The organism is Lachnospira multipara ATCC 19207, assembly GCF_000424105.1.
Lineage (GTDB): Bacteria > Bacillota > Clostridia > Lachnospirales > Lachnospiraceae > Lachnospira > Lachnospira multipara.
The window spans coordinates 487,064-506,243 of record NZ_AUJG01000001.1 but is presented as its reverse complement, the minus strand read 5'-3'; the positions used below and the strand labels follow the sequence as shown (position 1 = coordinate 506,243).

The window sequence follows — 19,180 nt, the reverse complement described above, 5'->3', positions numbered from 1 at the left end:
TATAGACAATAGCCCAAATTTATATGCCCAATAAAATTTTTATCTTTATATCCTACTATATGTAATTTTTCCTTTCCATAAAAATTACATTAATCCCAACCTTCCCCCAAAAGAGTCCTACTAGCATATTTACTAATACCAAAACAAGCCCCCATGCGTCTATCTTCAGATTTTTTATCTGTATGGCGCACCGGGGCTTTCTTATGTTTTAATTTTTTCTAACCCAAAATAGCAATCAAGTATAATTTAAAATTGACATATTAAATTCTATATTATGCTTGTCTGCAACACACCTTAACTCTTCTAACGTAATTCTATCATTTTTATATAATTGAACAAATATATTAAATGCAGCTAATTGTATAGCTTTTTCTTCGGCTTCTTTTGTAAATTTGATTTCACTTAGATTTTTTTGTTGTCGCTGATAGCTGCCTGTGCTGCTGCAAGTCTCGCAATTGGTACTCTAAATGGCGAACAGCTGACATAGTCTAAGCCGATTTCATTACAGAACTCTACTGATGATGGATCTCCACCATGCTCGCCACAAATTCCTACATGAAGTTTAGGATTAACTGGGCGGCCAAGTTTAAGTGTCATTTCCATCAACTTACCAACGCCATCTCTATCAAGTCTAGCAAAAGGATCATTTTCCAAAATCTTAGTGTCATAATAAGCAGATAAGAACTTACCTGCGTCATCTCTAGAAAAGCCATATGTCATCTGAGTTAAGTCATTAGTACCAAAGCAGAAGAAGTCAGCTTCCTTAGCTATCTCATCAGCTGTAAGAGCAGCACGTGGAATCTCGATCATAGTACCAACCTCGTAATTAAGGTCAATGCCTGCTGCCTTAATCTCCTCATCTGCCACCTTCACTACAATCTTCTTTACGAACTTAAATTCTTTAATATCACTAACAAGTGGAATCATAATTTCAGGAACAATTTTCCACTCAGGATGTTTCTTTGAAACATTAATTGCTGCACGAATTACTGCCTTAGTCTGCATCTTAGCGATTTCAGGATATGTAACTGAAAGTCTACAGCCTCTGTGACCCATCATTGGGTTAAATTCGTGTAATGAGTCAATCATAGCCTTGATTTCAGCAACTGTCTTTCCCTTAGCCTTAGCTAATTTTTCAATATCTGCTTCCTCTGTTGGAACAAATTCATGAAGAGGTGGGTCTAGGAATCTAATTGTAACTGGATTACCCTCTAATGCCTCAAATAAGCCTTCAAAATCTTGCTGCTGATATGGCAAAATCTTTTCAAGTGCCTCTTCTCTTTCCTCAACTGAATCGGATACAATCATCTCTCTAAAGGCTGCAATTCTATCCTCTTCAAAAAACATATGCTCTGTTCTACAAAGTCCAATACCCTCAGCTCCAAGTTCACGAGCTTTCTTTGCATCTGCTGGTGTATCTGCATTTGTACGAACCTTAAGTCTTCTGTATTTATCAGCCCAATTCATAATTCTGCCAAATTCTCCAGCAATCTTGGCATCAACTGTCTTTATAACACCATCATAGATATTACCTGTACTACCATCAATTGAGATATAATCTCCTTCAGTAAATTCCTTTCCTGCAAGGGTAAAGCGCTTATTTTCTTCATCCATTGTTATATCGCCACATCCTGAAACGCAGCACTCGCCCATTCCACGAGCTACAACAGCTGCATGGCTTGTCATACCGCCACGAACAGTAAGGATTCCTTCTGCTGCCTTCATTCCAGTAATATCTTCAGGACTTGTCTCAAGTCTTACAAGCACTACTTTTTCTCCCTTAGCTGCCCATTCAATTGCTGTTTCAGCATTAAATACAATCTTACCACAAGCAGCGCCTGGAGAAGCTCCAAGTCCCTTGCCAATTGGCGTTGCATTTTTAAGAGCATCCTTATCAAATTGTGGATGAAGAAGTGTATCTAGGTTTCTAGGATCAATCATAGCAACAGCTTCTTCCTCAGTTCTCATGCCCTCATCTACTAAATCACAAGCTATCTTTAGAGCAGCCTGTGCAGTTCTTTTACCATTTCTTGTCTGTAACATATAAAGCTTACCAGCCTCTACCGTAAATTCCATATCCTGCATGTCCTTGTAATGATTTTCAAGGATTTCGCACACTTCCTTAAATTGCTTAAAGGCCTCTGGGAATTTTTCTTCCATCTCACTAATATGCATTGGTGTACGAACACCGGCAACTACATCCTCACCCTGTGCATTAGTTAAGAACTCACCAAAGAGTCCCTTATTACCAGTTGCTGGATCTCTTGTAAATGCAACACCTGTACCACAGTCATCGCCCATATTACCAAATGCCATGGACTGTACATTTACAGCAGTACCCCATGAGTAAGGAATATCATTGTCCCTTCTATATACATTTGCTCTAGGATTATCCCAAGATCTAAACACAGCCTTAATTGCGCCAAATAACTGTTCCTTTGGATCATCTGGGAAGTCCTTACCTATTTTTGATTTATATTCTGATTTAAATTGACAAGCAAGTTCCTTTAAGTCATCGGCTGTTAAATCAACATCCTGCTTAACCCCTCTCTTTTCCTTCATCTTGTCAATAAGCTCTTCGAAATATTTCTTACCAACTTCCATTACAACATCTGAATACATTTGAATAAATCTTCTATAACAGTCCCAAGCCCATCTTGGATTGTTAGACTTACGAGCAATTACCTCGACTACCTCCTCGTTAAGTCCAAGATTAAGTATTGTATCCATCATTCCTGGCATTGAAGCTCTAGCACCAGAACGAACAGAAACAAGAAGCGGATTTTCCTTGTCTCCAAACTTCTTGCCAGTTATCTCTTCCATCTTTAAGATATACTCTTCAATCTGGCCCTTAATCTCATCATTGATTTCTCTTCCATCTTCATAGTACTGAGTGCAAGCCTCAGTAGTAATTGTAAAGCCCTGTGGTACTGGGAGACCAATATTAGTCATTTCAGCAAGATTTGCACCCTTACCACCAAGAAGGTTTCTCATGTCGGCTCTACCTTCAGTGAATAAATAAACCCATTTCTTCATTTTTTACCTCCATTGTAAAAAGTCATTAAAGAAATCCCCTAAATTCGACTATTCCCCAATCTTTATAGTCTCATCTGGGTTCATTTCAAATATAGTTATTCAATTGTCAATTAATTATCTTTCATTAGTTTAACAAAAAATATGCTTAAATTCAATATCTTTCAGCAATAATATGCATCTTTTTAGAAAAAATGAGTCTACTATTTTTCATAAGTTATTTTTCCCTATGTAAACATTTGCCAAAGTCACACATTTTTGATATAAGTAAATAAGAATTAAAAAGGTGGTGAATATGTTAGAGATGCCAAAGGATCCAGTAATGTTACTTAGTTACGTAAATACACAATTAAGAGATAATTATAAAAGCCTTGATGATTTCTGCAAGGCCTTTGATATTAAAGAATCAGATTTAAAATATAAGCTTATGCTTATTGACTACGAATATGACATTAAGTCAAACCAATTCGTATAAATCTAATCTAAAGACTATTATTCTTATTAATACAAAAAGCTGAGGTTAACCATTTTGTACAGGTAATTACTTACCAAACTCATGGTCAGCCTCAGCTTTTCTAGGCAATGCCCTAGAATATTTCGATACACCCTCTCAAATCCACCAGGTTTAAGTACAGGTATTCAAGAGGTTTCATACGCAAAACATTCCCTTGTAACTATATTATCGGTTTTTATATCTTTATTGTAGAGTGCTATTTATCTAGGAAATAAGCACTAAATTTTTCTTTTGGCTACAAGACCACTTCCATCACATTCAATAACAATAGTATCTCCTGTGTTTAAGTCTCCTGCAAGAATTAACTTAGCAACTAAAGTCTCTACTGTCTTTTGAACATATCTCTTTAATGGTCTTGCACCAAACGCAGGATCATATCCATTATCTACAATAAAGTCCTTAGCATCCTCTCTTAATTCTATCTTTAGCTCCTTATCTGCAAGTCGCTTATTAAGGTCATCAATTAAGAGATTAACAATACCTGAAATATTATCCTTAGTTAAAGGCTTAAACATAATTATCTCATCAAGTCTATTAATAAACTCAGGTCTAAAGTGTGCATGAAGATCATTTGTTGCAAGCTGTCTTGCCTCATCCTTTATCTGTCCATTTTCATCAATTCCCTCAAGTAGATATTCTGAACCTATATTACTTGTCATAATAATAATTGTATTCTTAAAATCTACTGTTCTACCAAGAGAATCTGTTACACGGCCATCATCAAGTACCTGTAAAAGTACGTTAAATACATCTGGATGTGCCTTCTCAACTTCATCAAATAATACAACTGAATAAGGCTTTCTTCTTACTGCCTCTGTTAGCTGGCCACCTTCTTCATATCCAACATATCCTGGAGGCGCACCAATAAGTCTAGACACTGAATACTTCTCCATATACTCAGACATATCAAGTCTTACAATATTGCTCTCATCATCAAAAAGACTTTCTGCTAGAGCTTTAGCAAGTTCTGTCTTACCAACACCTGTAGGTCCTAGGAAAAGGAAAGAACCAATAGGCTTTGATGGATCCTTAATTCCTGCCTTAGATCTAATAATAGCCTCTGTTACCTTAGTTACACCTTCATCTTGACCAATAACTCTCTTATGAAGTTCTCTATCAAGATTAAGAGTCTTATTTCTTTCTGTTTCAGATAACTTAGCTACTGGAATTCCTGTCCAACGAGAAATAATCTTAGCAATTTCTTCCTCAGTTACTGACTCATGTACAAGGCTTAAATCTCTTTCAGATAGCTTCTTTTCGGCTTCTTCAAGTCTTGCCTTAACCTCTGGTAATTTACCATATTGTAATTTAGCAGCTCTCTCTAAGTCGTAATCACGCTGTGCTGCCTGTAATTCCTTATTAACCTCTTCTAACTCTTCCTTAATCTTGCTTACGGAATCTACAGAAACTTTTTCAGCATCCCATTTAGCCTTCTTAGCATTAAATTCATCACGAAGACTTGCAAGCTCCTCCTGAAGACTAGCTAATCTATCCATACTAAGTCTATCTGTTTCCTTCTTAAGCGCAGCTTCTTCAATTTCAAGCTGCATAACCTTACGCTTAAGTTCATCAAGTTCTGCTGGCATTGAATCAAGCTCAGTCTTTATCATAGCGCAGGCCTCATCCACAAGGTCAATTGCTTTATCTGGTAAAAATCTTTCGCTAATATATCTATTAGAAAGTACCGCTGCAGATACTAGAGCACCATCTGTAATCTTAACTCCGTGGAATACTTCATATCTGTCCTTAAGTCCACGTAGTATTGAAATTGTATCTTCTACTGTTGGTTCATCAACCATTACAGGTTGGAATCTACGCTCTAGAGCAGGATCTTTTTCAATGTATTCTCTGTGTTCATCAAGTGTTGTGGCACCAATGCAATGCAACTCGCCTCTAGCAAGCATTGGCTTTAACATATTACCTGCATCCATTGAACCTTCAGTCTTACCAGCGCCAACAATTGTGTGAATCTCATCAATGAAAAGAACTATCTCACCGTCTGAGTTCTTAACCTCATCAAGTACAGCCTTTAATCTCTCTTCAAATTCACCTCTATACTTAGCACCTGCAACAAGTGCTCCCATATCAAGAGCAAATATTTTCTTATTCTTTAGAGCCTCTGGCACATCTCCTGCCACAATTCTCTGGGCAAGTCCTTCAACAACAGCTGTCTTACCAACACCAGGCTCTCCAATAAGAACTGGATTATTCTTAGTTTTTCTACTAAGAATTCTAATTACATTTCGTATTTCATTATCTCTACCAATAACTGGATCAAGCTTTCCATCAGCTGCTGCCTGAACTAAATCCCTTGCATACTTAGAAAGTGTATCGTAAGTTGCCTCTGGATTATCTGTTGTAACGCTTTGATTTCCGCGCACACTTGCAAGGACTGAAAGGAAAGTATCTCTAGTAATTCCATATGTCTTAAAAAGCGCCTTTAATCCCTTATTAGCATGTTTAATTAATGATAAAAATATATGCTCTACAGATACATAAGAATCCCCCATCTTCTTGGCTTCATCCTCTGCATTTATAAGTGCTTTATTAAGGTCACCACTCATGTATAACTGAACATTTCCTGATACCTTAGTCTTTCCTTTAAGCAAATCTTCAACGGCCGATAAAAATCCAGCCTTATCTATTCCCATCTTCTCAATCAGGTTACTAATAAGGCTATCCTCTACTGTCATTAAGCAGTAAAGTAAATGTTCCTGATCAATTTCCTGATTGGAATATTCGTAAGCTAACTTCTCGCAATTATTAATACTTTCAATTGACTTTTGAGTAAACTTATTTATATTCATACGCGCTCCTCCTTTTCATAATTTCATAATCAGTAAAACCATAAATTGTGTCTTGATTCCTACTAATTGTGTTATATCATTCGTTGTTAGCACTGTCAAGTGATGAGTGCTAATTTATTATTTTTTTATAATTAATAAGAAAATGCAGTCTAGGCCGCCACTTTACGCGTCCCAAACTGCATTTAAAAGTCAATATTTAGTTAAGGCTACTAGCTCTCTAGCCTTCAAGCCAGATTAAATCGACAAGTCCAAGTAAGATAATCCAAGCTAGATTAATCCAAGCTCCTTAAAGCCCTTATATAAGCCATCCTTATCGATATCATCTGTTACCATGTCTGCAATTTCCTTTAACTGTAACACGCCATTTCCCATGCAAACTCCGCAGTTAACATACTCAATCATCTCTAAGTCATTATAGCCATCACCAAAGGCAATAGAATTCTGTCTTGTTACACCGGCTGCTTTTAAATAGGCCTCAATACCGCTAGCCTTTGTAATGCCACCGATTCCAATTTCTCCGGCAACGCCTACATTTACACCATCTGGAGTAAAGGATAGACCAACTAAAGTAAATTCGTCTCCAAGGTAATCTCCGATTTCCTTAAGCGACTTTCTAGATCTATGGAAAACTAGCTTCTCCACCTTAGGATTAGCCACGATATCCTTTTCAATCTTTAATTTACCTGCTACATTTTTAAGAGGAATACCAATGCTTTCAAGCTCCTTATAGTAGTTTATCATATCCTCTTCAATAGCCGCTGGCACAACGGATTCCTTATCTGTTTGCACTGTGTAAATAATGTCGTTATCATCTAAATAGCCAAAGAGCTTTTCCTTTTGCTCCTTGGTCATGTAGTGATGATAAAGCTCCTCGCCCTTATGAATCACAAAAGCTCCTGCTCCACCAATTATGCCATCAAAGCCAAGGTCAAGTATTGACTTATCTATCTGATAAAGGCTTCTACCAGAACACACTACTGTCTCATGGCCATTAGCTCTAGCAAGTCTAATTGCCTCTTTTGTAGATTCAGGGATAACACCATCAAAGCCTCTAAGTGTTCCGTCTATGTCTAAAAATATTACCTTCTTCTCCATTGTATTTCCTTTCCTATTAGTTACTGCTTCTTAGGAAATCTTCCGCAAGACTTTGCCTCCTCACAATAACCAGATACTTCACACTTTGCCTTGAAGTAGTTGTCTGTAACTTCCTTCCACTCCTCAGAGTAGTCTGCAAGTGCCTTCTTTATATCATTCATAAGCCCTCTATATTCCCAAAATGCTCTTGTACATAATCTCTGGTGAGACATATCAATAAGCATTCTAAGGTTAGTTCTAAATACCACCTTAGTTGTCATACCAAGTGGTAAAAGCATAGAACTATCTTCCTTTGCAATATCTAGAGAATTAAGCTTAGCAACTGAATCATTAATATTCTTCATTGCTTCCATATAAATCTTTTTTGCTTCTTCATTAGCCGCAATCTTAGGTGGCATAACATATTCAAAATCGCTAGCACCTGTGTAATCAATATATCTAGTTGAAGCCTGAAGTCTTGTTGGACTTCCTCCAATATGTGTATAAAACTCTCTTATAACCTTAGCTGAATAGCCATCGATTATCATATATACTTGAGGATATTCTAAAACTCTACCATGTCCTGAATTAATACAAGATAAACCTCTCTTGTAGTTCTTCTTGGCATCACTTGTATCGCCACCCCAACATACACCTGCTTCCATGCCCATAAGCTGAATAGGGTTCTTAGCTGTCATTTCTTGAATAATTATTTTACCCATATCTATTTCTCTCCTATTTCTTTTTTCTGCTTGCTTATATTAACATAAAAATCTAATTTATCAAACTCTCTTAATTATATAGTATATAAATAGATTTTTGTTAAATAAAAAGAAAAATATTTTCATTTTTAGATTGCGATACATTTTCCAAATTCTAAAAAATTGGGCCAGTTGCCTGACCCAATAAAATATAAGAAAAAAGTATAAGTAATAATTAGTCTAAATCTTCGCCATTAGTTGCGATTACCTTCTTGTACCAATCGAAGGAATCCTTCTTAGATCTAGATAAATCGCCTGTTCCATCATCGTACTTCTTTACGTAAATGAAACCGTATCTCTTAGCCATCTCACCTGTTGAAGCTGAAACTAAATCGATACAACCCCAAGGTGTGTAACCCATTAAGTCAACGCCATCAGCAACTGCTTCTCTCATCTGCTCGATGTGCTGTCTTAAGTAGTCAATTCTATAGCTATCGTGTACTGAACCGTCTTCCTCAAGTACATCCTTTGCACCAAGGCCATTTTCAACAACCATAAGAGGAATCTGATAACGGCTATAGATTTCATTAAGAGAGTATCTAAGACCCTTAGGGTCAATCTGCCAGCCCCAATCTGAAGCCTTAAGATATGGATTAGGAATACCCATAATAATATTTCCCTTACCAGCCTGCTTTTCTGGATCTGCTGAGTAGCAGTTTGACATATAATAACTAAATGTATAGAAGTCCACAGTACCTTCCTTTAAGATTTCATCATCTCCTGCTTCCTTCTTAATTGTGATACCCTTCTCTTCAAAGAATCTATCTGCATAGTAAGGATATTCACCACGTACCTGAACATCAGAGCAGAACCAGTTCATCATCTGCATAGCTCTCTGTGTTCCAACCACATCATCAGGATTACATGTTAGTGGATACATTGTTGCGAAAATGTTCATATCACCCATCTTGACTTTTGGATAATTATCATGAGCATATTTAACAGCAAGTGCACTAGCAATAAACTGATGATGAAGACCCTGATAACGAATCTGAGGTTCATCTGGAATTTCATTCATTGCTACATTTAAGCCCTTAACACAACCAAGTGAAAGTACAGCACCCATTGGCATTGTACCTGAGTTGATTTCGTTAAATGTTAAGAAATACTTAACTCTATCTGAATAACGGTCAAGAAGAGTTTTTGCATATCTTACATAGCAATCAATTACTTCTCTTGAATACCAACCATTATATTTTTCAACTAAAGCATATGGAATTTCATAATGAGAAATTGTAATAAGTGGTTCAATACCATACTTAACACATTCGTTAATTACGTTATCGTAAAACTCTAAGCCCTTCTCATTAGGTGTTTCTTCCATACCTGTAGGATAAATTCTTGTCCAGTTAATTGAGAATCTAAATGTCTTAAATCCCATTTCTGCAAAGAGGGCAATATCCTCTTTGTAATGATGATAAAAATCTATTGCCTCATGACTAGGATATAAAGTATTTGGTTCTATTGTTGTTGTAAGTCTCTTAGGATTAGTATGAGAACCATTAGTACACATATCTGAAATAGAAGGTCCCTTACCATCTAAATCCCAAGCTCCTTCAAACTGGTTAGCAGCTGTAGCGCCACCCCATAAAAAATCGTCTCTAAACTTCTTCATATAAGATATTAATCTCCTTTCTATTTCATCCATCTTTAATATTCCCCTCTAGTCTAGCCAAACTATTGTGAAATATTTATCTAATGCTTTTAATAATAAACCGGCGGGGCATAAACCTCGCCGGTTTAAACTCATTTTAATTATAATTATTATTCTTTATCTTAGAGTAATGTAATTAAATCAGCACCAACTTCTGAATTCTTAGCATCTGTTGGGATGATATCTGCATATTCATCTGAGTTAGAAATGATAACTGGTGTATCGATTTTATAACCTGCTTCCTGAATTGTAGCAATATCGAATTCAAGTAATAAGTCGCCCTTCTTAACCTTGTCACCCTGCTTAGCCTTTGTTGTAAAGCCCTTGCCGTCTAACTTAACTGTATCCATACCTACATGGATGAGGATTTCTGCACCATTAGCTGTCTTCATACCAATAGCATGTCCTGATGGGAAGAATACTGTGATTTCGCCATCAGCAGGAGCATATAACTTGCCTTCTGTTGGAACAATTACAAGTCCCTTACCTAAAGCGCCTGAAGCAAATGCTTCATCTGGAGCTTCTGAAAGATCCTTGATTTCACCCTTAATAGGAGCTGCAACTACTTCGCCCTTAGCAGAGCCTGTTTCAACCTTCTTAGCAGGAGCCTTAGGAGCTGAATCCTTGTAGAAGATTAATTCTGAAATAGCACCAAGGCAAATAGCTGCGATAGATACGATAACTGCTGTAACCATACCATTTGTTGCATTTGAATGTGTAATAAATGCTGTGTAACCAAATACACCCATACCTGCCATTGTGTATGCTCTAACGCCTGAAGCGATTAATACTGCACCACCAATACCAGCGATTGCACAAGTTCTAAAGAAAGGAGCTTTCTTAGGTAATGTTAAACCATAAATAGCTGGTTCTGTAACACCACAAACACCTGAGATAATAGCAGCAGGAGCAAGTCCCTTAATCTTCTTATCCTTTGTCTTAATCCAGATACCGATACAAGCACCTGTCTGAGCAAATGTTGTAGCAAACATAGCTGCAAGGATTGTATCAGGCTGACCTGAGTTAATAGCAACCATAGCAACTGGAACTAAAGCCCAGTGTAAACCAAACATAACGAGTATCTGCCAGAAGAAACCAACAAATAAACCATAAACAATGTTGTTAAATCCTGCAATAGCGTTAAATCCTGCACCGATCCAATCAACAAGAAGTGCTGATACAGGTCCGATAACATAGATTGTCATAACGAATGCGATAAAGAGTGTAATTAATGGAACAAAGAATGTCTTAATTACATCTGGAATAATCTTAGCAATGTACTTTCTAATCCAAGCAGCAAAAGCAACAGCACAAATAATAGGAATAATTGAGCTTGTGTAGTTACCTGAGCTTGGCATTGTTACTGGAATACCAAATAAATTGTCAATTGCATATCCTGATGTTGTTGAAAGATAAGGATAAATAATTGCACAACCAAGTAATAAACCTTCGATTTCAGGCATCTTAAATTTCTTAGCTGCTGTATAACCAATGATTGGTGGTAAGAAATAGAATGCTGAATCACCAAGTGAATAAAGAATATTATAAGTTGCATCTGTTCCATCTGATGCTAACACACCAACAGCTGCAAGGAGTGCTAATACACCCTTAATAATACCCATAGCACATAAAACGCCAAGTAAAGGTGTGAAACAACCTGTGATAATACCAATGAATGCGTTAAAAGGATTTACCTTCTCCTTTGGAGCATTTGGATCATCTTCTGCCTCTGCTGTTGCAAGGCTTTCTAGGTGTCCTACTTCAACAACTGTCTTGTAAACATCAGGTACATGATTACCAATTACAACCTGATACTGGCCACCACTGTTAAGTACTGTAACAATACCATCTGTGTCCTTTAAAATGTCTGTGTTTGCCTTAGATACATCTTTTAATGTAAATCTAAGTCTTGTTACGCAATGTGTAACATTTGCAATGTTACTTTTGCCGCCTACGTTCTGAATAATAATTCGAGCGAGGCCATCATACTTACTTGCCATACGGTCCTCCATTCTAGGTAATGTAAAAACCCCTTTAAACATTCCCTAAATAAATAATAATAATTTTTCGACTTATATATAAATGGGTTACCCCACTAAAAAAACCCGAAAGGGCACAATAGTACATGCGAAAAACATTCCGCTATATTACTGGTCCTTCCGGGTTTTGCCGACATAACTCGTAACAATCCCTAAAGATTAATTACATATAACTATAATATTACAAAATATTCAGTTTTTACGAATCCTATCACATATTCGCTCAAACTAAATAGATATTAAGTTTTTGACTCCTTCACAATTCTTGCAATGTGTACAGTTAAGTACACCTTCTCTTCTTCAGAAGCTGTGAAGTTTAACTTCTTACTTAAGTATTCAATTATCTTTCCAGCACATCCATACTCTTTCTTATAGTGGTTTTGTATTCCTTCTAAGAATAACTCATCATCTTCACTATAAACCTTTCCCGCGATAGCTCTTTGTGTTAAGAACTTGAGGTGGGTAATGAAACGTTCATAACTAATTGAATCATCATCAATATTTATACCTAAAGTATATGTAACGATATTAACCACGTCTTTGATAATGGCGGGTAAATCTGATGTGGTACGCATATCTCCATCTGTTTCTGCGTTTACAATATGAAGTGCTATAAAGCCTGCCTCATCTTCCGGCAGGGCAACTCCGGTTGCCTCCTTTACTAACTTAACCGCTTGCTTTCCTATTTCAAACTCTGCTTTGTAAAATTTACTAATTTCCCACAAAAGTTCATTCTGGAAAACAATACCTTTCTTTCCTCTCTCAATTGCAAAATTGAGATGATCCGTAAGTGTTATATACACATTACGATTAAGATGTCTGTTTAATTGCAACTTCGCATTATGTATTATCTGGTTAGCTAATCTAACGTGCTCATAAGGCATCTTACTTACTAATTTTTCATATTGGCTTGCGTTCTCAGCCGGCAGGTGGAAAATCTTTTCAATCTTTTCCTTATCAATAACTTCGCCGTGTTTCTTGCCAAATCCGACACCCTTGCCCGTTACTATTACTTCGCTACCATTATCAAAGGAGCTTACTACATTGTTGTTAATAACCTTCTCTATAACCATAATACCAAAAAAAGACTAGTATCATACACGAAAAACTACCTCGTTACTTTCATAAGCAACATTCTAAAATAGTCTCGACGTACAATCCAGTCTTGCCTTCCTAAAAGTAACAATCTGTTCCTCACATCTTAGTTATATTGTACATTATTTTTCCTTTTTAGTCAAGTAGTTCGTTGATTTTTCACAAATGAAGGTTGGGTTTTCAAATACATATATCAATCAAAATATAACATCTGTAAAAAGCATGCCTTTTTCTTACAAAAGTAGCTTATATACTAGCTTTCCTCTAGCAAAGGACTAAAAGCCTAGATAAAAAATAATCACCGATTTTGATTGTTTTTAATTTCAATCAAAATCGATGATATTTTTCAAAAATTATTTTTTTATTTAATCGTCAAGACTCGCTGATTAAACGCCCTTTGTAAATACAATTGAGCTACCTGTTGAATCAGTCCATGTCATTGTTGTATCTGTAAATGTAACAGAATATGAAATGTAATCTGTTGAATCATATGCATTAGCAACAACGATTGTGCCATCAGAAATTGTAACATCTACATCAATTGATGATCCATCTGATGTTAATACACCAGTACCATCAGCATTGATCTGAAGTGAAATACCATAATCAGCTGCTGTATATGTACCTGTATAGCTTGAATTAGTTGATGTTGAAATTGCTGAACCAAATAATTCATCAATAAGGTCTTCTGAAACAACCTTCTTTAATACATCAATATTGCTTAATACTTCAAGAGCAAGTGTCTGTTCTTCACTTGATGTTAAGTATTCAATATTAGAAGCGCCTGAGAAGTCAGACTTCTTATACTTAAGACCTGAGTAATCCTTGATTTCTGACTGGCCTGATAATTCAATATCAAAGCTCTCATCATCAGCTGTACCAACGATGCTAAAGTTATCAAGTGTTACCTTCTTATCTCCGTCCTTAGTAAACTTAGAAGCAATTGTTAAATCAAGGTCTTCTCCCTGTGCCTTAAGGTTGATATCGTATGAGTCACCATCTTCCTTAACTACTAAATCAATTACATCTGATTCATAGTTAAAGCCTACATGGATGTAATCTGTTGGATCCTTCTTACCAATGAATTCAGCAAAGATTTCGCCGTCATTACCTTCACCAGTAACTGAAAGTCTTACGATTTCCTTCTTATCGTTTACATACATGTTAAAGGATACTGGGCTAAAGCTTGAAAGTTCTGATTCAAAGCTTGACTTAATAGAATCCTTTGAGCTACCTGAGAATGTTGTTAAAAGTGACATATAAGAAGAAATTTCCTTATCACTATATAAAGCATCTACTGCAGCATTGAAGCCCTTAACTAAAGCATCCTTAGTTACTGTAACTTCGTATTCTGTAACCTTAATGTTACCATTTTCAGACTTGAATGTCTTATTATCTACCTTCTTGTATTCAAGGTTTTCAACAAATACGTTATAACCCTTTAATACATCTCCAACTACTGCCTTAATTTCATCTGAGTACTGTTCAACCTGCTCTAAATCAAGTGAACCTGATGAAGAAAGTGAACCAAGCATTGCTGAGTATGATGAATATGAAGAGTAAACTGAATCAACGTCTATCTTAAATGACTCTTCAAATAATTCTGGACAGCTAAAGTATACATAGCTTCCATCTGAGTACATTTCAATAGTAACTACTTCATCGCCATCTTCATCAACAATTGCGATATCACCTGACATTTCGCCATTCTCAACGTCTGACTGAATATCCCACTTAACTGTCTTAGCGTTAAGGTATTCTAAATAGTCTTCGTCGTTAAACTCTAATGCTTTAAGTGTAACTGATGTTTCGTTAGCTACCTGTGTATCTGTTGATGTAAGACCATTCTCAAGTACTTCATCAACATAAGAATCAACGTTCTTACCTAAGTTCTTAAGAGCTGTCTCAGCCTTTGCCTTAGGTGAAACTAAGCTATAAATAAATGGATATGCAAAATAACCAATTACTGCTAATGCTGCAACTACTGCAACTACAATAGCAACTACCTTAGGCCACTTCTTCTTAGCCTTAGGTGCCTGGTTTACAGTACCATACTGAGCCTGATCAAAACCGCCGTTTGGCTGCTGACCAAATGCCTGTGGCTGACCAAATGCCTGTGGCTGACCGAAAGCCTGTGGCTGTGTAAAGCCGTTGTTAGCCTCTGTAGTGCTTGTATTAGCATTCTGATTAAAACCGTCGTTGAATGTGTTTGCCTCTACGTTAGTTGCATTCTCCGAAACTGGAGTGTTTGTTACTTCTTCTGTAACAGGTGTGTTTTCTGTTGTTGCGGACTTATTCTGACCTAGTGGAGCTCCACATTTAGGACAAAATTTTGTGTCGCCTGCGTTAAAACCGCATTTTGTACAAAACATAAAATCTCTCCCTTTTAAACATATAATTTCTTTATAGGAAACTTGTATATTATTAAACAGTTTCCTTTCTTTAGTGATACGACTTTGTCTAATCTTTATCACGTTGTTTATATTATCAAATTTTTAATATCATTTCAACCATACTTTATATATAAAAGAGGCAGTAAACGTATATGATTTCGCACGTTTATTGCCTCTTATAGTGTTTATCTATACTCTTTGATATTGTATAAATTCATAACAAATGTCAAAAAATGTATGTTCTTCGCTATTAGCTGTGATTTTCCATTCAGGATCCTTGTCTAAATTAGGAAAATGTGTATCTGCCTCATATTCATAGTCGATTTTTGTAATATGTGCAGTATCACAGTAAGCTAACATCTCCTTATAAAGCATGCCACCCCCAATAATATAGACATCCTTACTATCGTATTTCTTAAGCTCTTCAAGAAGTTCCTCAAGGCTATGCACCACGATGCAATCCTTATTCTTAAAGTTCTTATCGCTTGTAATAACGATGTTTGTTCTATTAATAAGGGCTGAGTTATTAGGTAGACTATCAAAAGTTTTACGACCCATAACCACAACCTTACCTGTAGTCTCTTCTCTAAAAAGTTTCATATCCTCTGGAATACTAACAAGCAATCTTCCATTCTTGCCAATAGCCCAGTTATTATCTACTGCTGCAATTAAGTTCATATCTATAATCTCCCTTCAATTTCTCTTGGGACATATGCCTTAACCTTTATACCGTCTTGAACATATTCTTCTTCAAGGAGCTGTCCAAACTCTCTAATTTGCTGTATCTTGCCAGCTTCTGAATATGCAAATGTTCTCTCGATATAAACTCTAGATTCCATAATTATCTCTTCTAAGGCCTTTAGGAATTCTTCTTCACCGATTCCAGCCTTATTAGAATAATTTATGCAATAATTAGCCTTAACATCCTTAATAACAGGGGCCTCTTCAAATTTATCCACCTTATTAATAAGAGTGATAATCTTCTTATCTTTAACCTCTAATTCCTCTAGAGTCTCATAAACAGTTTGCATATGTCTTTCATAATCTTCATTAGAAGCGTCCACTACATGCACGATTATGTCTGCATATTTTGCTTCTTCAAGTGTACTTCTAAAAGCTTCTATTAAATGATGTGGAAGCTTTCTAATAAATCCAACTGTATCTGTAAGAAGAACCTTCTCTTTATTTGGAAGTTCAAGTTCTCTTGTTGTTGGATCAAGGGTTGCAAAAAGCTTATCCTCTGACAATACATTTGCCTTAGTAAGCTTATTAAGAAGAGTTGATTTACCTGCGTTTGTGTAGCCAACAATAGCAGCCACAGGAGTTGAGGTATTATCTCTCTTACTTCTTTGCACCTCTCTATGGGACTTAATCTCATCTAAATCCCTTGATAACTTAGTAATTCTATCTCTAATAAGTCGTCTATCTGTCTCAATCTTCTTCTCACCAGGGCCTCTTGTACCAATACCACCACCAAGTCTTGATAGGGATGTACCAAGTCCAGAAAGACGAGTTGAACGATACTTAAGCTGTGCCATCTCCACCTGAATCTTACCTTCACTAGTTGTGGCGCGGCTTGCAAATATATCTAAGATAACCATAGTTCTATCCATAACCTTAGTGTTTAACTCATCTTCTAGATTACGAAGCTGGGCCGGACTTAACTCATCATCACAAATAATGCCCGTTGCATCTGTCTCTGCAATGTAAGCTCTAAGCTCATCAAGCTTTCCCTTACCTATATAAGTAGCTGGATGGAAATAATCTCTTGGCTGAATCATCTTTCCCACTGTCACAGCCCCCGCAGTCTTTGCAAGTTCTGATAACTCATTTAAGGACATCTCTACATCATCCTTAGGATTTAATTCAACCCCAACTAATATAACTCTTTCAATTTCTTCGTCTGTATCATATAAAGCCATACAAAACCTCAATTCTATTATTATTTAAGTCTCTTTGGAAACTAATTTTTATGAAAATGTATCAAATCCTAAACTTTGCTAAGAATTAAATACATACTTTATCATACTTAAAATGGTATCCGAGGTATCTCTTGAATATACCGCTTCCTTAGCCATTACAGGGTCATCTGTAATAATGCAGTCAACGCCCTTGTTAGTTAAGTTAACTACCGAAGAGCTTGAATTAACTGTCCAAGCATAAACCATCTTACCTGAATTATGAATAGCATCCACCGTTCTCTTTGAAAGGAAAGATGCATTTACACTAAAGAAATCTACATCATCCATATTGTAAAAATCCCCATAGGCCATAGAAAGGATATAACCTACTTGAACATCTTCATTAAAGGATTTAACTGCCTGAAGAGAGGCGTAATCAAAGGAAGTTACAACACTTCGATTGACCATGTTATATTTTTCAAGTAATTCTACTAACTGTTGCGCTATCTCATATCTTGTATTATTAGTCTTAATTTCAATATTAAGATCAATCTTTCCTTGAACTAACTGTAATACCTCTTCTAGAGTTGGTACCTTCTCTCCTGCAAATTCCTCAGAAAACCAGGAGCCAGCATCTAGCTGTTGGATTTCTTCGTAGGTTACCTCGCTAACATTTTTATTAAGACCAGTTGTCCTATATAGGCTACTATCATGCATAACCACAAGGACTCCGTCACTTGTCATCTGAATATCTAGCTCGATACAATCTGCCAAGTCATCAATGGCTGCCGAAAAGGCGGATAGTGTATTCTCCGGCGCCTTATTAGAGTCCCCTCTGTGGGCAGTAACCTGTGTTTCATGGAAAATAGCCACCCTCTCAAATGGATTATCATTAAAGGACAATGCCACATAGAGAATGCAAAGTATTGTAGAGCTTGCAAGAATAATTCGATAGATAAGTTCATTCTTTCTGTCAGAACCTTCTTCAATATCCACGTAGTCAAAATTAATATAATCAGAATCCACAAAACTATAATACATGTTAGAAATCATAGTAAAGGAAGCTGGAATGGAAATTAGCATCCATAAAACATTAAATATAACCTTGATGGTTCTTAGTACTGATAAATACATAGTACTACCAAGATAAGCCATATCTAATATCTTAACGCCTAATACTAGAACAAATGTAATTACAATATAAATTAATAACAAAGCAAGAGCTACTAAAAGATTATAGACCAATACATTTGCCAAAACCTTGAAAATATGCTTTCTTACTATCTTGCAACTTAATTTGTAACTAGTTGAAAACTTCTTTTCTTCTAATATATGGATATTAGCTGTGAAGATACCTGATATTATTAATGCATAAATTGCTAGTAAAACTAAGACAATAATTAGCTTTACCCACCACTTATTATTAATGACATAAATCTTAAATAATGTAGAATTAGTCTCAGTAAAAATCATATTGATAAAGACTACTACATTGACAAAACTAATAGCTAACAAATAAACAAAGAAAAGAGGAAAGTGCTTTAGCTTAAAGTTGTTCTTTAATCTCTTATAAGAATTGTATAAACAATCCTTAACTGAAGCCTCATATCCTCTTCTACTTGTTTCAAATGCTACTACTAAATACGACATTTCAAAGATACAATATGTAACTATTAAGCATATTGCAAAAATAATAAGCATAATAACAAAAGGGTTAGTCAGCGCCTTAATTATATAGCCATTAGTTAAATATCTGATATTAGCAATCTTCATTCCTAGATTTAAGATTAAAACCAACAAGGGTACTGTAATGGCTATTGCAGCTAATTTGTATGCTAGCTCAAATTTTATTATGTTACTACCGCTTCTTTTTAATAATCCCCAATTTTCTTTTATGCTTTCAATCATA

12 protein-coding genes are annotated in these 19,180 nt (G+C 36.0%); 1 reads left to right on the top strand and 11 read right to left on the bottom strand.

Going from position 1 to position 19,180, the window contains the following annotated elements; all coding sequences use genetic code 11:
- Positions 1-402 precede the first annotated feature (402 nt).
- The gene (ppdK, locus tag G600_RS0102155; RefSeq protein ID WP_027430465.1) at positions 403-3,036 is read right to left on the bottom strand and encodes a pyruvate, phosphate dikinase; all 2,634 of its coding nucleotides are present in this window, start codon (positions 3,034-3,036) and stop codon (positions 403-405) included.
- 292 nt (positions 3,037-3,328) lie between these two features.
- Between ppdK and G600_RS0102150 the strand changes: the two genes are divergently transcribed.
- Positions 3,329-3,508: a DUF4250 domain-containing protein gene (locus G600_RS0102150; protein ID WP_031555340.1), complete on the top strand. Its 180-nt coding sequence runs from the start codon at positions 3,329-3,331 to the stop codon at positions 3,506-3,508.
- A gap of 257 nt (positions 3,509-3,765) precedes the next feature.
- On the opposite strand, the gene clpB is transcribed toward G600_RS0102150, so the two are convergent.
- The 10 genes from clpB to G600_RS0102100 form a co-directional block, all read right to left on the bottom strand.
- The gene (gene clpB, locus G600_RS0102145) at positions 3,766-6,354 is read right to left on the bottom strand and encodes an ATP-dependent chaperone ClpB (RefSeq protein WP_027430463.1); all 2,589 of its coding nucleotides are present in this window, start codon (positions 6,352-6,354) and stop codon (positions 3,766-3,768) included.
- A 267-nt stretch (positions 6,355-6,621) separates the two neighbouring features.
- Positions 6,622-7,449 (bottom strand): Cof-type HAD-IIB family hydrolase, encoded by an 828-nt coding sequence (locus G600_RS0102140; protein ID WP_027430462.1) that lies wholly within the window; start codon positions 7,447-7,449, stop codon positions 6,622-6,624.
- Positions 7,450-7,469: 20 nt separating this feature from the next.
- Positions 7,470-8,150 (bottom strand): FAD-dependent thymidylate synthase, encoded by a 681-nt coding sequence (locus tag G600_RS0102135; protein WP_027430461.1) that lies wholly within the window; start codon positions 8,148-8,150, stop codon positions 7,470-7,472.
- Positions 8,151-8,364: 214 nt separating this feature from the next.
- Positions 8,365-9,804 (bottom strand): glycoside hydrolase family 1 protein, encoded by a 1,440-nt coding sequence (locus G600_RS0102130; RefSeq protein WP_027430460.1) that lies wholly within the window; start codon positions 9,802-9,804, stop codon positions 8,365-8,367.
- 161 nt (positions 9,805-9,965) lie between these two features.
- The gene (locus G600_RS0102125; RefSeq protein ID WP_027430459.1) at positions 9,966-11,843 is read right to left on the bottom strand and encodes a beta-glucoside-specific PTS transporter subunit IIABC; all 1,878 of its coding nucleotides are present in this window, start codon (positions 11,841-11,843) and stop codon (positions 9,966-9,968) included.
- A gap of 278 nt (positions 11,844-12,121) precedes the next feature.
- Entirely contained in the window at positions 12,122-12,955 is an 834-nt protein-coding gene (gene licT / locus G600_RS0102120; protein WP_027430458.1) for a BglG family transcription antiterminator LicT, read from the bottom strand.
- 408 nt (positions 12,956-13,363) lie between these two features.
- On the bottom strand, positions 13,364-15,349 hold the full coding sequence (locus G600_RS13490) for a zinc ribbon domain-containing protein (RefSeq protein WP_034245174.1): 1,986 nt from the start codon (positions 15,347-15,349) through the stop codon (positions 13,364-13,366).
- A gap of 210 nt (positions 15,350-15,559) precedes the next feature.
- Complete coding sequence (locus G600_RS0102110) at positions 15,560-16,048, bottom strand: dihydrofolate reductase (protein WP_027430457.1); 489 nt, start codon at positions 16,046-16,048, stop codon at positions 15,560-15,562.
- A gap of 2 nt (positions 16,049-16,050) precedes the next feature.
- Complete coding sequence (hflX, locus tag G600_RS0102105) at positions 16,051-17,292, bottom strand: GTPase HflX (protein ID WP_027430456.1); 1,242 nt, start codon at positions 17,290-17,292, stop codon at positions 16,051-16,053.
- Positions 17,293-17,370: 78 nt separating this feature from the next.
- Positions 17,371-19,179 carry a glycerophosphodiester phosphodiesterase family protein gene (locus tag G600_RS0102100; RefSeq protein WP_027430455.1) on the bottom strand — a complete coding sequence of 603 codons (1,809 nt, stop codon included), beginning with the start codon at positions 19,177-19,179 and terminating at the stop codon, positions 17,371-17,373.
- Position 19,180: the final 1 nt, after the last annotated feature.

Excerpts from the sequence above, each read along its gene's own strand:
- ppdK (WP_027430465.1), bottom strand. The coding sequence starts at position 3,036 with ATGAAGAAATGGGTTTATTTATTCACTGAAGGTAGAGCCGACATGAGA.
- G600_RS0102150 (WP_031555340.1), top strand. The coding sequence starts at position 3,329 with ATGTTAGAGATGCCAAAGGATCCAGTAATGTTACTTAGTTACGTAAAT.
- clpB (WP_027430463.1), bottom strand. The coding sequence starts at position 6,354 with ATGAATATAAATAAGTTTACTCAAAAGTCAATTGAAAGTATTAATAAT.
- G600_RS0102140 (WP_027430462.1), bottom strand. The coding sequence starts at position 7,449 with ATGGAGAAGAAGGTAATATTTTTAGACATAGACGGAACACTTAGAGGC.
- G600_RS0102135 (WP_027430461.1), bottom strand. The coding sequence starts at position 8,150 with ATGGGTAAAATAATTATTCAAGAAATGACAGCTAAGAACCCTATTCAG.
- G600_RS0102130 (WP_027430460.1), bottom strand. The coding sequence starts at position 9,804 with ATGAAGAAGTTTAGAGACGATTTTTTATGGGGTGGCGCTACAGCTGCT.
- G600_RS0102125 (WP_027430459.1), bottom strand. The coding sequence starts at position 11,843 with ATGGCAAGTAAGTATGATGGCCTCGCTCGAATTATTATTCAGAACGTA.
- licT (WP_027430458.1), bottom strand. The coding sequence starts at position 12,955 with ATGGTTATAGAGAAGGTTATTAACAACAATGTAGTAAGCTCCTTTGAT.
- G600_RS13490 (WP_034245174.1), bottom strand. The coding sequence starts at position 15,349 with ATGTTTTGTACAAAATGCGGTTTTAACGCAGGCGACACAAAATTTTGT.
- G600_RS0102110 (WP_027430457.1), bottom strand. The coding sequence starts at position 16,048 with ATGAACTTAATTGCAGCAGTAGATAATAACTGGGCTATTGGCAAGAAT.
- hflX (WP_027430456.1), bottom strand. The coding sequence starts at position 17,292 with ATGGCTTTATATGATACAGACGAAGAAATTGAAAGAGTTATATTAGTT.
- G600_RS0102100 (WP_027430455.1), bottom strand. The coding sequence starts at position 19,179 with ATGATTGAAAGCATAAAAGAAAATTGGGGATTATTAAAAAGAAGCGGT.